Source organism: Streptomyces sp. NPDC127197 (assembly GCF_042672405.1).
Taxonomy (GTDB): Bacteria; Actinomycetota; Actinomycetes; order Streptomycetales; family Streptomycetaceae; genus Streptomyces; species Streptomyces flavusporus.
Genome location: NZ_JBHXVG010000005.1, coordinates 55,585 through 71,087, shown reverse-complemented (window position 1 = coordinate 71,087; position 15,503 = coordinate 55,585). Strand labels below are relative to the sequence as shown.

Sequence of the window (15,503 nt, the reverse complement as noted above, 5' to 3'; positions counted from 1 at the left end):
ATGGGTTCGCCGGGTTGGGCCATCAAGGCCGTGATGACGAACGGCCGACCTCCCCATCGGATGCCTTGCCCGCTACGGACCTTGGCGCGTTCGCATCGCTGGCACGGCATTAGGGTGAAACGGTGACTTCTCTGCCGGAAGACCCGCCGCCACTGTTGAGCGAAGACGACCGGGACACGGCCGTGCAGCGCGTGCAGGAGGCGTACGCTGAAGGGCACATCTCGCACGAGGAGATGGACGAACGCCTCCACCAGGTGCTCACCGCCAAGACGCAGAGCGAGCTTGTGCCGGTTCTGGTCTCGCTCCCGGAGGAGAATGTGGGCACAACGTCCACGATTGCCGCCGCCGGCGGACGGATCAAGCGCCGCGGCGCATGGCGGGTGCCTCGGAACCTCAAGGTTGCGTCCGCATACGGAAGGGTGTACCTGGACCTGTCCCGGGCGGTCATCGAGCATCCGGTAGTTGACATTGAGTTGCAACTCGGCACCGGCAGGGCCAAGATCACGGTGCCTCGCGACGCGATCGTCGACTTCGACGATCTGCACACCGGGTGGAAGGACACGCTCTACAAGACCCGGCGGCGCTCCCGCCCCGGCGGGCCGAGGATCCGGATCTCCGGGACCATGGGCTTCGGACGGTTGAAGATCCGCCACGCGCGGCGTTGAGACCCCTCCGGCATCAGGACCGCCTGCGCTCTGCACGGTGTGGTTGGGGTGGGGGGTGGTTCCTGCCTTGGTGCCCGCGGTTGTGGCGGGGGTGCGATGGGGGGTGGGCGGCTAGGGACCACTAACGCCCTTCGGCGGGTCACGTGACCCTCGCCGGTCAGAAGAGTGCCTCTCCCCGCTCGAAGTCCAGCAGGCGCTGCTTGCGGTCCAGGCCGCCGCCGTAGCCGGTGAGGCTGCCGTCGGCGCCGACCACGCGGTGGCAGGGGACGATGATGCCGATGGGGTTTCTGCCGTTGGCGAGGCCGACCGCGCGGGACGCCTTGGGGCTGCCCAGGGCGTCGGCGAGTTCGCCGTACGTACGGGTCTCACCGTAGGGGATCTGCTGCAGCTGTTGCCAGACGGTGCGCTGGAACGGTGTGCCGTTCAGGCGTAGTTCGAGGGTGAACTCCTTCAACTCGCCTGTGAAATAGGCCTGTAGTTGCTTCTCGGCCTCCGCGAAGGGCGTGTCGTCGGGCTCGCCGAAGGTCTCCTCCGGTGGGCGGTGGCGTTGGCCGGTCATGTAGAGGCCGCACAGGACGCCGTCCTCGGCGACGAGCGTCAGCGGGCCGTACGGGCTGTCGATCACGGTGTGGTGTTTCACTGAACGTCCTTACACAGGCAGGAAGTTGATCGGGTGGCTGTCCGTCGCCCACAGGTACTGGACCGCGTACGCCCGCCACGGTCGCCAGGACGCCGCGCGGGCGGTGAGCGCGGCGGGTGTGGACGGCAGACCCAGCTCTCCTGCCGCGCGGCGGATGCCGAGGTCGGTGGGGAGGAAGGCGTCGGGGTCGCCGAGGGCGCGCATGGCGATGACGTCGGCCGTCCAGGGGCCGAAGCCGGGGAGGGAGAGGAGCCGGGCGCGGGTTTCGGGCCAGTCGCTCTCCACGCCCAGGTGGAGGGTGCCGTCGGCTAGTTGGCTGATGAGTGTGGTGAGCGTCGTCCGGCGCGTGCGGGGCATCGCCAGCGACTCCGGGTCGACGGACGCCAGCGACTCGACGGACGGGAACAGGTGGGTGAGGCCGCCCTCGGGGTCGTCGACGGGTTCGCCGTGTGCGAGGACCAGGCGGGCGGCGTGGGTACGGGCGGCGGCCGTGGAGACCTGCTGGCCCAGTACCGCCCGTACGGCGAACTCGGCCTCGTCGACGGTGCGCGGCACCCGCCGCCCCGGCGCCTTGTCCACCAGCGGTGCCAGCACGGGGTCGGTGCGCAGCTGGTCGTCGACGGCGACCGGGTCGGCGTCCAGGTCGAGCATGCGGCGGCAGCGGCTGATGGCGACCGGCAGATCGCGCAGGTCGCTGAGGGTGAGGCGGCAGGCGATGTGGTCGGGGTGCGGGGTCAGCGCGACGATGCCGTGGCCGTACGGGAGGCGGAGCGTGCGTCGGTAGGCTCCGTCGCGCCACTCCTCCACGCCCGGTACGGCGGTGGCGGCGAGGTGGCCGAAGAGGTTGTCGGGGTTGAGGGGGGCGCGGAACGGGAGGCGCAGGGACAGGGCGCCGGGGGTGCCCTGAGGGCGAGGTGCTCGGGTGCGCAGGTCGCTCGGAGTCAGGGCGTACACCTCGCGGACCGTGTCGTTGAAGGTGCGGATCGAGGCGAAACCGGCGGCGAAGGCGATCTGCGCCATCGGCAGTCCGGTCCTCTCGATGAGCAGCCGGGCAGTCTGGGCGCGCTGGGCGCGGGCCAGGGCGAGCGGGCCCGCGCCCAGCTCGGCGAGCAGCTGGCGTTCGATCTGCCGGGTGCTGTAGCCCAGCCGGGCGGCGAGGCCGGGGACACCCTCGCGGTCGACGACTCCGTCGGCGATCAGCCGCATGGCACGGGCGACCGCGTCGGCGCGCTGGTTCCATTCCGGGGAGCCGGGGCTGGTGTCCGGGCGGCAGCGTTTGCACGCCCGGAAACCGGCCTGCTGGCAGGCCGCCGCGCTCGGGTGGAACACCATGTTCTGCGGCTTGGGCGGTACGACGGGGCAGCTGGGGCGGCAGTAGATCCCGGTGGTCAGGACCGCCGTGAAGAACCAGCCGTCGAAGCGGGCGTCCTTGGACTGGACGGCGCGCAGACAGCGTTCGGTGTCGGTGTGCATCCCGTTCTGCATGCGTCCAGCATCGACCAGCGGCCGGGTTGGGGCTGGCAGGAATCCGACATCAACCTCGGCTGTCCTGGACCGGCCCGGATCGCCATGCGGATTCGCGCAGCAGCCGGAGCCCGTTCAGCGCGACCAGGATGGTCGAGCCCTCGTGTCCGGCGACGCCGAGCGGCAGCGGCAGATGGCCGACCAGGTCCCACACCACGAGCACGGTGATGAACGTGCCCGCGATGACCAGGTTCTGCTGGACCAGTCGGCGGGCGGCCCGGGATAGCCGTACGGTCGCGGGGACGGTGGCGAGTTCGTCGCGTACGACGACGGCGTCCGCGGTCTCCAGCGCCAGGTCGGAGCCGGCGCGGCCCATCGCGACGCCGGAGTGCGCGGCGGCGAGGGCGGGCGCGTCGTTGACGCCGTCTCCGACGAAGAGCACCTTGCGGCCGCTGTCCTGGAGGTCGCGTACGGCGTTCACCTTGTCCTCGGGCAGCAGGTCCGCGCGGACATCCGTCAGGCCGGTGGCCTGGGCGACGCGGGCGGCGGTGTGCGCGTTGTCGCCGGTGAGCAGGACGGGGGCGGTGCCGGTGAGGGCGGTGAGGGTGGCCGTGGTGGCGGCGGCCTCGGGGCGGAGGCGGTCGGTGAGGGCGAGTGTGCCGACGGGGTTGCCGTCGCGGACGACCAGGACGACCGTCGCGCCGTCCTCGCGACCGGTCACGGCCTCCACGCCGTCCTCGCCCTGGGTCACAGCCTCCGCGCGGCCGACGCTCACCTTGTGCCCGCCGACGACGGCGGTGACCCCGCGGCCCGGGACGGCCGTGAACTCCTCGGTGGGCGCGATCGGCAGGTCCCGGGCGCGGGCGGCGGCCACGATCGCGCGGGCCAGCGGGTGCTCGCTGGGGTGCTCGGCCGCGGCGGCGAGGGCGAGGAGCCGGTTCTCGTCGAGGCCGGAGTCCGGCAGCGGTCGTACGTCCGTCACCTCGGGGGCGCCCTCGGTGAGGGTGCCGGTCTTGTCGAGGGCGGCGGTGTCGATCTCGCCGAGGCGTTCCATCGCGACGGCCGACTTGACCAGCACGCCGTGCCGGCTGGCGTTGGCGATGGCGGACAGCAGGGGCGGCATGGTGGCCAGGACGACCGCGCACGGGGAGGCGACGATCATGAAGGTCATGGCGCGCAGGAGCGCGTCGGTGAGGTCGGCACCGAAGGCGAGCGGTACGGCGAAGACGGCGAGCGTGGCGGCGACCACGCCGACGGCGTAACGCTGTTCGACCTTCTCGATGAACAGCTGGGTCGGCGCCTTGGTACGGGAGGCCTCCTCGACGAGGGTCACGATGCGGGCGATGACCGAGTCGGCGGGGTCGCGTTCGACGCGGACGCGCAGGGAGCCGGTGCCGTTGAGGGTGCCGGCGAACACCTCGTCGCCGGGGCGCTTGACGACGGGGAGGGGTTCGCCGGTGATGGTCGCCTGGTCGGCCTCGCTGGTGCCGTCCAGGACCTGGCCGTCGGCGCCGATGCGCTCGCCCGGGCGGATCAGCAGCACGTCGCCGACGGTGAGGTCGCCGGTCGGCACGGTCTCCTCGGTGCCGTCGTCCGTGAGGCGGGTCGCGGTGGTGGGTGCGAGGTCGAGCAGGCCGCGCACGGAGTCGGCGGTGCGGGCGGTGGCCAGCGCCTCCAGGGCGCCGGAGGTGGCGAAGATGACGATCAGCAGGGCGCCGTCGAGGACCTGGCCGATGGCGGCCGCGCCCAGCGCCGCGACGATCATCAGCAGGTCGACGTCGAGGGTCTTGTCGCGCAGGGCCCGCAGTCCTTCGAGGGCCGGTTCCCAGCCGCCGGTGACGTAGGCGACGGCGTACAGCGGGGTGAACGCCCAGGTGGGGGCGCCGCCCAGGTCGAGGGCGAGTGCCGCCAGGAACGCCACGAGGGCGGCGAGGGCCCAGCGGGCCTCGGGCAGGGCGAGGATCCGGGTGCGGCGGCGGGGTGCCGTCGGGGTGCGGGTGGGGGCCGGATGGGGTGCAAGAGTCGCTGACACAGGGCCACCATACAGGAACACATGAAGACTCGTTCATTCGTTCATGCGGGGTGGGTAGGATGGCGGTCATGGGTCATGGAGCCGTCACCGCCGCGCAGGACACCACAGAACGCGTACGTCTCGACGCGGACAACGTCGCCAAGGTGGCCACCACGCTCCAGGCCCTGTCCACCCCGTCCCGCCTGCTGATCCTCGCGCGGCTGCGCGAAGGACCGCTGCCCGCAACCGAGTTGGCCGCCGAGGTGGGCATGGAGCAGTCCGCGTGCTCGCACCAGCTGCGCCTGCTGCGCAACCTCGGCCTGGTGGTGGGCGAGCGTCGCGGCCGGTCGGTGGTGTACGCGCTGCACGACGACCATGTCGCCCAGCTCCTCGACCAGGCCGTGTACCACGTGGAGCATCTGCGGCTCGGCATCAGCGACGCCGCCGAGTAACGCGTACCGACGGCGTCACGACTGCTGAACGCCGACGCCTACATGTTGATCATGTGGCCGGCCAGGCCGTGCACGGCCTCCTGGATCGCCTCGCCGAGGGTCGGGTGGCCGTGGACGTTGCGGGCCACCTCGTGGACGGTGAGGTCCCACTTCTGGGCCAGGGTCAGCTCGGGCAGCAGCTCGGTGACGTCGGGGCCGATGAGGTGGCCGCCGATCAGCTCGCCGTACTTCGCGTCGCTGATCAGCTTCACGAAGCCGGTGGTGTCGCCGAGGCCGTGCGCCTTGCCGTTGGCGGTGAACGGGAACTTGGCGACCTTGACGTCGTAGCCGAGGTCGCGGGCCTGCGCCTCGGTGTAGCCGAAGCTGGCGATCTGCGGCTGGCAGTACGTGGCGCGCGGGATCATCACGTAGTCGAGCTCCATCGTCTCGGCGTCCGCGATGGTCTCGGCGGCGACCACGCCCATGGCCTCGGCGGCGTGCGCGAGCATCAGCTTCGCGGTGACGTCGCCGATGGCGTAGATGTGCGGGACGGAGGTGCGGCAGCGGCCGTCGATGTCGATCGCGCCGCGGTCGGTGACCTGCACTCCCGTCTTCTCCAGCCCGTAGCCCTCGATGTTCGGCTGGAAGCCGATGGCCTGGAGGACCTTGTCGGCCTCGAGGATCTGCTGGGAGCCGTCCTTGGTGGTGACCGTGACGCGGACCTGCGGGCCGGACTCGTCGATGGCGTCGACGCGGGTCGAGGTGAGCACGTCGATGCCCAGCTTGCGGTACTGGCGGGCGAGTTCGGCGGAGACCTCGGCGTCCTCGAGGGGGGCGGCGCGGTCCAGGAACTCGACGACGGTGACCTTCACGCCGTAGTTGTTCAGGATGTACGCGAACTCGACACCGATCGCGCCGGCGCCCGCGATGATGATCGACTGCGGCAGCTCCTCGGCGAGGATCTGCTCCTCGAACGTCACCACGCGTGAGGTGCGGCGGGTGCCGGGCAGCAGCTTCGGGGTGGCGCCGGTGGCGATGATGCAGTGGTCGAAGCCGATGGTGCGGGTCTCGCCGTCGTAGCCGGTGATCTGGAGGGTGTGCGGGTCGACGAACGTGCCGCGGCCGTCGTACTCCGTGATCTTGTTCTTCTTCATCAGGTAGTGGACGCCCTTGACCCGGCCGTCGGCGACCTTGCGGCTGCGCCGGAACGCCTCGCCGTAGTCGAAGGTGATCTGTCCGTCGGCCTTGATGCCGAAGGTCTTCGCCTCACGGGTGACAATGTGCGCGAGCTCGGCGTTGCGCAGCAGGGCCTTGGTGGGGATGCAGCCGACGTTCAGGCAGACGCCGCCCCAGTACTTCTCCTCGACGACGGCGACACGTTTGCCCAGCTGGGCGGCGCGGATGGCGGCGACGTACCCGCCGGGGCCCGCTCCGAGAACGACGACGTCGAAGCGCTCGTCCTGCTCGTCCATGCGGAGGTCCCTTTCGGTGTGGTGAAGAGCGGTTGGCCGGGTGTGGTGCGTAAGAGATTCTTTCGTCCCGCCTTGCTCCTCGCCACACTGATCCCTGTGACATGACGCGAGTCTCAGCCGCGGCGCGGGCCGGTTCAGTGGTTGGGGGCGGCCCGGCTGATGTCCGCCAGGGCGGAGTGCGGATCCTCGGTGGTGGCGAGGTCGCCGAGGCTGATCATGCCGATGGGGCAGCCGCCGTGCTCGACGACGGGGATCCTGCGCACCGCGTGCCGGCGCATCAGTTCGATGGCGTGGTCGGTCGTGTCGTCGGGCGCGAGGGTCACCACGGGCGGCCGGGTGCACAGCGAGCCGACGGTGGTGGTGTTCGGGTCGAGGCCCTCGGCGACGGCCCGGACCGCGATGTCGCGGTCGGTGAGGACGCCGAACAGATCGCAGTCGTAGGCCACCAGGACGTCGCCGATGTCCTGGTCGCGCATCAGACGCGCCGCCCGCGCCACGGTGGTCATCGGCTCGACCGAGGCCGTGCCGGGCGACATCACGTCGCGTATCTGCCTGGTCATGAGCACCTCCTGGGGGTACGGCCGGCTCAGCTGCCGTGCAGCGCGTCCAGCACGTCGTCGTCCGTCAGCTGCTCGAAGTCCTCGTACCAGAGCCCGACCGCGTGGAACGGGCTCGGCCGCATCAGGCACACCACGTCGTCGGCGTCACCGCGCAGCAGGTTGGTCGCCTCGTGCGAGCAGACCGGGGCGGCGACGACCACCCGTTCGGGCTCGCATCGGCGCACGGCCTGCACGGCGGCGCGGGCGGTCGATCCGGTGGCCAGCCCGTCGTCGACGACGATCGCGGTACGTCCCTTCAGTTCGGCGGCGGGGCGGCCCTGCCGGTAGCGCTGCTCGCGCCGGTGCAGTTCGGCCCGTTCCCGGGCCACCACCGGGGCGAGCTCCTCCTCGGTCAGGCCCAGCTGGTTCAGGGCCCGGGCGTCGAACAACGGGGGGTCGTCGCCGGCGATCGCTCCGACGCCGAACTCCTCGTGGGCAGGCGCGCCAATCTTGCGGACGACGAGCACGTCGAGCGGGGCGCCGAGCGCCCGTGCGACCTCCCGGGCGACCGTGACGCCACCGCGGGGCAGGGCGAGCACGACGGGGTCCGGGAGGGTGCCCTTCTCCTGCAGGATGCGCAGATGCTCGGCCAGCTCCCGGCCGGCGTGCGCGCGGTCTCGGAAACTCATGTCCCACCACCTGCCTGCTGCTGGTCTCGCCCTGTGTCGGTACGGGTTTCCACAGGGCGCCGGGCGACACACCGACGATCACGGGTGTCGCCCGGCGGGCCCAGCGGCTACCCGGAGAAGTCCCCGGCCGTGGGCCGGCGTGCCGCCGCCGTCGCCCGGCGTACGTCGGTGAGGGGACGCAACCGGTAGGTGAAGGAGTAGTCGCGGTCGGCGAACAGCTTGTACTCGTCGTGGGTGTGCGCGCCCCAGCTGTTGTCGCCGCCCACGCCCATCTGGCGGTGGTTGACGCGCAGGACGACCTCGTCCCGCGGAGTGAGCTGGTAGTCGTGGCGCACCCCGGACGACAGGTCCTCCGGGGTGAAGTGCGAGGCGTTGACCTCCAGCAGCGGCTCACCGGAGACGAGCAGACCTGAGCCGCCCCGGTCGGTGAGCGCGACCCAGCGGACGTCCGTCTTGTTGCCGTTCTCCTGCGGGCGGATGTACGGGGTCCACTGCCCGGAGACGGTCCCGGAGTACACGCCCACGTCGGTGCCGTCGTTGCGGTCCCAGTGGTTCTCCTCGGGCCCGCGGCCGTAGTAGCGCAGATACTCGAAACGCCCCGGCAGGAACAGCAGCGTGCCGACCTCCGGGATGTACGGCAGGGACGCCGCGCCCGGGTGCAGGGTGTTGTCGACCTTGATCTCGCCGTTGCCGAACACCGTGTACGTCGTGCTGTAGGTGGACTCCACGGTGGTGGGCAGCGTCCCGCTGACCTTGATTTCCACGGCCTTGTCGCGCAGGGCGCGCACGCTCACGCCCGTCACTGTGCGCCGGGCCCCGGCGTCGCGCCAGGTCTGGTTGCGGGTGTGCTGGCCGTTGCCGCGGTCGTTCTCGGTGGGCGCCCGCCAGAAGTTCGGCGCGGGCCCGGAGGTGATGAGCCGGGTGCCCCCGGCCTCGTACGACGTGATGACGCCGCTGCTCTTGTCGACAGTGACGGAGAAGCCCTTGCCCTGCACCGTGACGCCCTTGTCCCCTTCCTCGTACCGCAGCGCCGGCACGCTCTCCAGCGGTACGGGCGTCACGGCCGGGCTGTCGGCGTCGACGGGAAGCTGCTGCTTGGCCACCTCGAAGCCGGCCTTCGCCCACGGGGTGGATTCCTTGAGGGTGAAGGAGAGCTGGAGGAAGTACTCGGCGCCCGGAGCCGGGTCCTCCGGCAGCTTCACCGGCACCGTGATGTCCTTGCTGCCGAGCGGAGGGACGTCCAGCTGGGTGCGACTCAGCTTTCCGCGCTGCACGACCTCTCCGTCCGCGACAAGGGCCCAACGGCCGTCGAACTCACGGAGGTTGGTGAACAGGTACTCATTGGTGAGGGTGACCGCGGCTCCGGGAGCCAGTGAGTCACCGGAGGCCGGCGCCGCGCCCACGGCCTGGTAGATCTGCTTGATCTCGGCCGCTTTGCCGGTGTGCCGGCGGTCGGCGGTGACGATGCCGTCCGCGTTGGAGGTGCCGTCGTTGGGGTTGTCGCCCCAGTCACCGCCGTACGGGAAGAAGGTCTTTTCGCGGGGCCGCTTCTCGGCGAGTCCGACGGTGGCCGCGTCGAACCAGAACCGCACACCCTCGTCACCGGGACCGCGGCTGTCGGAGCCGAGCTCGCCCGCGCTCAGCGCACGGGCGTACACACGCGCGCGGCGGATCGTGCCGCTGAACTCCCGGGTCGGGTTGTCCACGTCGGTGGCGAGCGAGAGGGGCGCGGTGTTGCTGCTGGGCTTCCGCGTGGTGGTCCGGGTGGCCTTCACCGCGCCGTCGACGTAGAGGGTCAGCGTGCCGGCGTCCGCGTCGAAGACACCGGCGATGTGGTGCTCACTGCCGGTCCAGCCGTCCGGGAGGGCCCAGCTCGCGCTGATCCACTGGCCGCCGCCGTAGATGAAGAACTCCAGGGTCTTGTTGGTCTGCTTGAGGGCGTACTGGGTGTCGCCCTTGGCGAGGATGGGCTGGTGGTAGCCGGTGTAGTGCGGGGTGACCCAGGCCTCCAGGGTGAGCGAGCCCGTGAGGTCGAGGCGCTCGTCGCGGGGGAAGACGGTGGCGCCGGAGACGCCCTTGGCGCGGTCGAAGGTGCCGCTCGCGGTGAGGATCTCACCGGGCAGCTGGCCGGGCCCGGACTCGGTGAGGATCTTCCGCGTCGGCACGGGCCAGCTCAGTGACTGGTCGACGAAGTCCCAGATCCAGCCGCCCTGGAGGACGTCGTAGCGGCGGACGATGTCCCAGTACTTCTTGAGGTTGCCGTTCGAGTTCCCCATCGCGTGGGCGTACTCGATCATGACGTACGGCCGGGTGTCGTTCGTGTCCTTCGCGCGCTGCTCGACGCGGGAGGGACTGTCGTACATCTCCGACCGGATGTCGCTGATCGTCGGCCGGTCGTCGCCCTCGTACTGGACGACGCGGGTGGTGTCGTACGACTTGATCCAGTCGCGCATGGCGACGAACGTGCTGCCGCCGCCGGCCTCGTTGCCGAGCGACCAGATGACCACCGAGGCGTGGTTCTTGTCGCGGTGGACCATGCTCTGGGCCCGGGCGACGCACGCCTTGGTCCAGTCGGCGTGGTTGCCCGGATACTCGTCGCGGATGCCGTGGGTCTCGAGGTTGGTCTCGTCCACGAGGTAGAGGCCGTACTCGTCGGCGAGCTCGTACCACAGCGGGTTGTCGGGGTAGTGCGAGGTGCGGACGCTGTTCATGTTCATCCGCTTGATGATCTCGATGTCCTCGACCATGTGCGCACGGGTGAGTGCCATGCCGCTGTCGGGGTGCATCTCGTGCCGGTTCGTGCCCCGGAAGGACACGGGCTGGCCGTTGATACGCATCAGCCCGTCCTTGAGCGCGAACTCGCGGAGGCCGATGCGGTGCGAGAGCGTCTCGATCACCTTGCCGCCCGGGTCGCGGAGGCGGAGCACGGCGGTGTAGAGGTTCGGGTGCTCGGCGGACCACAGTCTGGGCTCGGGCACGGCTCTGCTCGCCTGGACGGTCACGTCCTCACCGGCGGGGGCGGACGCGAGGTCGACGGCCTGCTGGAGCGGCCTGGGCCAGACGGCGTGGCCGCGGGAGTCGTACAGCTGCGTCTCGACGGAGTAGCCGCCCTCGCTCGGCCCCCCGTACGAGCGCACGCTCGCGGTGACGGACAGTTCGGCGGCCGTGTAGTCGTCGCTCAGCGGGGTGTCCAGCTTGAAGTCGCGCAGGTGCACGACCGGGGTGGAGAAGAGGTACACCGAGCGGAAGATGCCGCTCAGCCGGATCATGTCCTGGTCCTCGAGCCAGTCCCCGTCGGAGAAGCGGTACACCTCCACGGCGATCTGGTTGGTGCCCGATGTGAGGTACGGGGTGATGTCGTACTCGGCGGGGGTGAACGAGTCCTCTGCGTACCCCACCAACTGCCCGTTGATCCACACGTAATGCGCGGACTTGACCCCTTCGAAGTGCAGGAAGGTCCGCCGGCCCGCCCAGCCGCGCGGCACGGTGAAGGTCCGTCTGTACTGCCCCACCGGGTTGTACCGCGTCGGCGCCGCAGGGGGCTGCGCCTCCTCGCCGAGCCCGTTGGGTCCCCACCATGGGTAGGTGATGTTGACGAAGATCGGGCGGTCGTAGCCGTGCATCTGCCAGACGGAGGGGACGGGGATGCTGTCCCAGTCGCTGTCGTCGAGGTCGGTGCGGTGGAAGTCGGTGTCCCGGTCGTCGGGGCGGTCGGCGTAGGCGAACTTCCACTGTCCGTCCAGGCTCTGCCGGTACGGCGAGCGGGTGCGGTCGGCGGCCAGGGCCTGTTCGACGTCGGCGTACGGCATGAGGGTGGTGTGCGGCGGCTCGGTGCCCAGCCGGAAGACTCCGATGTTCCCGTTCCACTCGGGGGAGCCGTCCGCCGCCGCGCTCCGGCCGGCGGTGTGCGCGGCGGCGTCCCGGGCGGGCGAGGACAGGGCGAGCGCGCCGAGGACGGCGGCCCCGGACTCCAGAAGTCGACGGCGACTGACGAAGGCCCGCTGCTCGGGGCGAGCCGGCTGATCGGCGGGAAACGCGTGCGGGTGCGGCATGACCGTGTCCTTCCTCGGAACGAACAGTGCGCTGCACGAACTGGGAGCGGCTCAACTCACGTGAACTCACGGTGTTGAAACAGCAGTTGACGGCGTTACGGATCGCGGCTCGTGATGACGGAGTCGGCTGCTGCATCTCGGCTCACCCTAGAACTTCGAACACAACCGAAGCAATTACCCCGTCGGAGTTTGTGTGTTCCTGATGGAGGGGTGATCGACTGGTGGGGTTCCTTCGGCTGTTATGGGCGCACGCGCCGCTTCCCGCCCCGTCCCAGCGCCGTGCCCGACACGGCGAGTACGGAGAGCAGGACGAGCGCACCGGCCGGGCCGAGTACGGTCCAGGGGGCCAGTTCCACGTACGGCTGGTTCTCCGACAGCAGGCGGCCCCACTCCGGCGTGGGCGGCTGCTCGCCCAGGCCGAGGAAGCCGAGGGAGGCCAGGACAAGGACCGTGGTGGGCAGCCGCAGCAGCGCGTTGCGCAGGACGGCGGGCAGTACCGCGGGCAGGTAGTGGTGGCGCAGCACATACGTCGGTCCGGCGCCGAACGACAGCGACGCCAGCATGTGCCCGCTCGCCCGTTCCTGTTCGAGCAGCGCCGCGGTCTGGGCGGCGTAGGGGCTCCAGCCGACCAGGCACACCGCGAGCGCCGCACCCCACACCGACGGTCCGGTCACCGCCGTCGTCAGCAGTCCGGCGAGGACGGCCGGCAGCGTCGACACCACCTCCGTCAGGCCCGCGCTCACCTGCGCCGCCATACCGAGCAGCAGTCCGGTGAGGGTGCAGATCGCCGTCACCGCCAGGGCCACGCCCGCCGTGCGCACCGCGCCGTGGCCCAGGCGGGCCAGCAGATCACGGCCGAGCGAATCCGTACCCAAGGGGTGCGCGGCCGAGGGCGGCAACAGTCGGGCCACCGTGTCCACGTGCAGAGGATCACGCAGCAGCCCCGTCACGACGAGGGTGAGCAGGGCGACGGCGCAGAATCCGGCGACCCACCACTGGGAGCGGCGCCGCGGAAGGGCGGGCGGATGCAGAGCGGGCAGGGCGCCGTCGCGCAGGGCGGGGCCGAGGAGAGCGCGCCGCAGGGCCTGGACGAGCAGGCCGGCGGCGACGCCCAGCAGGACGAGGACCAGGGTTGCGGTCTGCAACGGCGGGAGATCCTGGGCCACGGCGGAGTCCAGGGCCAGTCGGCCGAGCCCCGGAATGTTGAAGATCTTCTCCACGGCGACCGCGCCGCCGACCAGGGCCACGACGGTCGGCAGGAGCTGCGGGAGCACACCGGACAGTGTGCGGCGCAGCGCGTGCCGGGCGATGCGGCCCGGCGCGTACCCGAAAGCGTGCCAGGTCCTTGCCCACGGCTCGTGGAAGGCGGCGGGCAGCGACTGGTCGAGCAGACCGCCGATCATCGCCCCGGACGGCACACCGAGGGCGAGCGCCGGCAGCACCATCGCCTGCGGTCCCTCCCAACCGCTGGACGGGAACCAGCCCAGCCACACCCCGAACACGGTGGCGAGCAGCGAGGCGAGCAGGAACTTGGGCAGCGCGGCGAGGACGGCGGCCCCGGTGCCCGCCCGCCCCTGGCGCAGCCGTCGGCGGGATCCGAGACGGAGGGTGCGGGCGCTGAGCAGCGCGGCCACCGCGACGGTGACCACGAGCGCCCCGAGCATCAGCGTGACGGAGACCGCGAAGGCGGCCGTCACCTGGGGCAGGACCGCCTCGCCCGACACCCAGGAGGTGCCCGCGTCGCCGCGCGGCAGTCCGCCCAGCCAGTGTGCGAGGTGCGCGAACGGCCCCTCGTCCAGGCCCAGTTGTTCCCGTACGGCGGCCAGCTGCCCGGGGGTCGGATCCTGGTCGGCGGAGCGGGCCCGCAGGACCGTCAGTGCGGGGTCGGTCCCGGACAGCCAGGGCAGCAGGGAGACGGCCGCCAGCAGGGCGGCCCCGGCGACGACACGGCCAGCTCCCGCGCGCCAGCGGGTCGAGCGGGAGTCGGCACCGACCGACACGGCACTCATCGCTGCTACTTCACGCGGGTGTCGATGTCGACCAGCGAGCGCTCGCGGGGGTCGAGGAGCACGCCCTCGACATCGCTGCCGATGCCCTGCACGACCTTCTCGTGGACCAGCGGCACGACGGCGTCGGTGCGCAGGATCTCCGCCTCGGCCTTCATGATCTTCTGCTGCCGCTGCGCCGTGTCGTCCTCCTCGGCGGCGGCCTCGATGGCCTGGTCGACCGGCGCGTCCTTCAGGCCCGCGATGTTGTAGACGCCGTCGGAGGTGTAGTCGCTCGCGAGGTACGCGACCGCGTCACCGGTGTCGAGCAGGGTCACCCGGGAGAAGACGAGCGCGTCGTACTTCCCGGCGAGGAGGTCGGCCTCCATCTGCGTGTACTCGCGGACGTCCTGTTTCACGGTGAACCCGGCCTTCTCCAGCTGCTGTTGGAGGACGGTCGCGGCCTCGGGCAGTTCCGCGCGGTTGGTGTAGGTGGCGAGGCGCAGGGTCTTGCCCTTGGTCTTCGTCTTGACCTGGGCGGTGGTCGCGGCCTCGGCGCGGCCGGTCACGTCCACGCGGTTGTCGGCCGCCCAGGAGACGGCGGGCCCGAACAGGCCCTGCGCGGGATCGGCGTACCCGCCGAAGACGGAGTCGACGAGGGCGGACCCGTCCACGGCCTCGCGGGCGGCCGCGCGCAGCGTCCCGTCGGTGAAGATGCCGCTGCCGGTGTTGAGCACGAGACTGTCGGTCCGTACGGAGGGCACTTCGTGGCGGGTGTCCTCGTCCAGCAGCTCCGCCTGGGCGGTGGGTATCCACTCGGCGATGTCGACGTCACCGCTGCGCAGGGCGTTGGCGCGGGCGGTGCCGTCGGCGATCCAGGTCACGTCGATGCCGGATGCCTCGGCCTTGCCGCCCCAGTACCCGTCGAAGCGGTCGAGCGTGGCCTTGGTCTTCCCGGTGAGCTTCGTGATCTCGAACGGGCCGGTTCCGGTGCCGACCGGGCTGACGGTGCCGTCCTTCGCGTATGCCTTCGGGGAGAGGATGCCCAGCGCGGGGCTGGCGAGCCGCAGCGGGAGCACGGGGTCGGCGGCCTTGGTGCTGATGGTGACGGTGTCGGCGTCCTCGGCCCGGGCGGTCAGTGTCACGTCGCTGAGGACGCGGGGCTTGGTCTCGGCCGCGTTGGCGTGGTCCAGCGCGTTGACGACGGACTCGGCGGTGACGCCGGTGCCGTCCTGGAAGGTGGCCTTGCGCAGCTCGAACGTCCAGGTGGTGCTGTTCACCTGCGTCCAGGACTTCGCGAGCGCGGGCGCGGCGGCTCCGTCCTCGTCCAGCGCCGTGAGGCCTTCGGCCACGGAGAGCTTGCTCAGCACGGTGGCGTCGTTGCTGTACGGGGACAGGGCCTGCACCGGCGGCACCGCGAGGGCGACCTTCAGCCGACCGGCCGATCCCGCTCCGGCGTCCGAACCGGCGCCGTCCTCGCCCGACACGAAGCAGCCGGCCAGCAACGGGGTGAGAGCAAGCGCCGCGAAGAGGCCACGGGAGGTCGTGCGCATGG

The 15,503-nt window shown here is 71.2% G+C and carries 11 protein-coding genes; 2 read left to right on the top strand and 9 right to left on the bottom strand.

Features of this window, described 5'->3' with window-relative positions:
- Window positions 1-122: 122 nt before the first annotated feature.
- Window positions 123-665, top strand: coding sequence for a DUF1707 domain-containing protein (locus tag ACFVJQ_RS09855; RefSeq protein WP_385782350.1), 543 nt, complete (start codon window positions 123-125; stop codon window positions 663-665).
- A 157-nt stretch (window positions 666-822) separates the two neighbouring features.
- Here the strand turns inward: ACFVJQ_RS09855 and ACFVJQ_RS09850 are convergent, their stop codons facing one another.
- From ACFVJQ_RS09850 to ACFVJQ_RS09840, 3 genes are read right to left on the bottom strand one after another with little or no spacing between them, the layout of a single operon-like run.
- Complete coding sequence (locus tag ACFVJQ_RS09850; protein ID WP_385514292.1) at window positions 823-1,305, bottom strand: methylated-DNA--[protein]-cysteine S-methyltransferase; 483 nt, start codon at window positions 1,303-1,305, stop codon at window positions 823-825.
- Between the two features lie 9 nt (window positions 1,306-1,314).
- The gene (locus tag ACFVJQ_RS09845; protein ID WP_385782347.1) at window positions 1,315-2,790 is read right to left on the bottom strand and encodes a DNA-3-methyladenine glycosylase 2 family protein; all 1,476 of its coding nucleotides are present in this window, start codon (window positions 2,788-2,790) and stop codon (window positions 1,315-1,317) included.
- A 49-nt stretch (window positions 2,791-2,839) separates the two neighbouring features.
- Entirely contained in the window at window positions 2,840-4,801 is a 1,962-nt protein-coding gene (locus tag ACFVJQ_RS09840; RefSeq protein WP_385782344.1) for a heavy metal translocating P-type ATPase, read from the bottom strand.
- Between the two features lie 68 nt (window positions 4,802-4,869).
- On the opposite strand from ACFVJQ_RS09840, the gene ACFVJQ_RS09835 reads away from it, so the two are divergent.
- A complete protein-coding gene (locus ACFVJQ_RS09835; protein ID WP_129800329.1) occupies window positions 4,870-5,232 on the top strand; it encodes a metalloregulator ArsR/SmtB family transcription factor in 363 nt (120 codons plus the stop codon).
- A 38-nt stretch (window positions 5,233-5,270) separates the two neighbouring features.
- Here the strand turns inward: ACFVJQ_RS09835 and lpdA are convergent, their stop codons facing one another.
- From lpdA to ACFVJQ_RS09805, 6 genes are all read right to left on the bottom strand, one after another.
- The gene (gene lpdA / locus ACFVJQ_RS09830) at window positions 5,271-6,683 is read right to left on the bottom strand and encodes a dihydrolipoyl dehydrogenase (protein ID WP_385782341.1); all 1,413 of its coding nucleotides are present in this window, start codon (window positions 6,681-6,683) and stop codon (window positions 5,271-5,273) included.
- A 134-nt stretch (window positions 6,684-6,817) separates the two neighbouring features.
- Entirely contained in the window at window positions 6,818-7,243 is a 426-nt protein-coding gene (locus tag ACFVJQ_RS09825) for a CBS domain-containing protein (RefSeq protein WP_385514296.1), read from the bottom strand.
- 26 nt (window positions 7,244-7,269) lie between these two features.
- Window positions 7,270-7,911 (bottom strand): phosphoribosyltransferase, encoded by a 642-nt coding sequence (locus ACFVJQ_RS09820; protein ID WP_385782338.1) that lies wholly within the window; start codon window positions 7,909-7,911, stop codon window positions 7,270-7,272.
- A 107-nt stretch (window positions 7,912-8,018) separates the two neighbouring features.
- Complete coding sequence (locus tag ACFVJQ_RS09815) at window positions 8,019-11,963, bottom strand: glycoside hydrolase family 2 TIM barrel-domain containing protein (protein ID WP_385782335.1); 3,945 nt, start codon at window positions 11,961-11,963, stop codon at window positions 8,019-8,021.
- 239 nt (window positions 11,964-12,202) lie between these two features.
- Window positions 12,203-13,972: an ABC transporter permease subunit gene (locus ACFVJQ_RS09810; protein ID WP_385514299.1), complete on the bottom strand. Its 1,770-nt coding sequence runs from the start codon at window positions 13,970-13,972 to the stop codon at window positions 12,203-12,205.
- 5 nt (window positions 13,973-13,977) lie between these two features.
- Entirely contained in the window at window positions 13,978-15,501 is a 1,524-nt protein-coding gene (locus ACFVJQ_RS09805; RefSeq protein ID WP_385782332.1) for an ABC transporter substrate-binding protein, read from the bottom strand.
- Window positions 15,502-15,503: the final 2 nt, after the last annotated feature.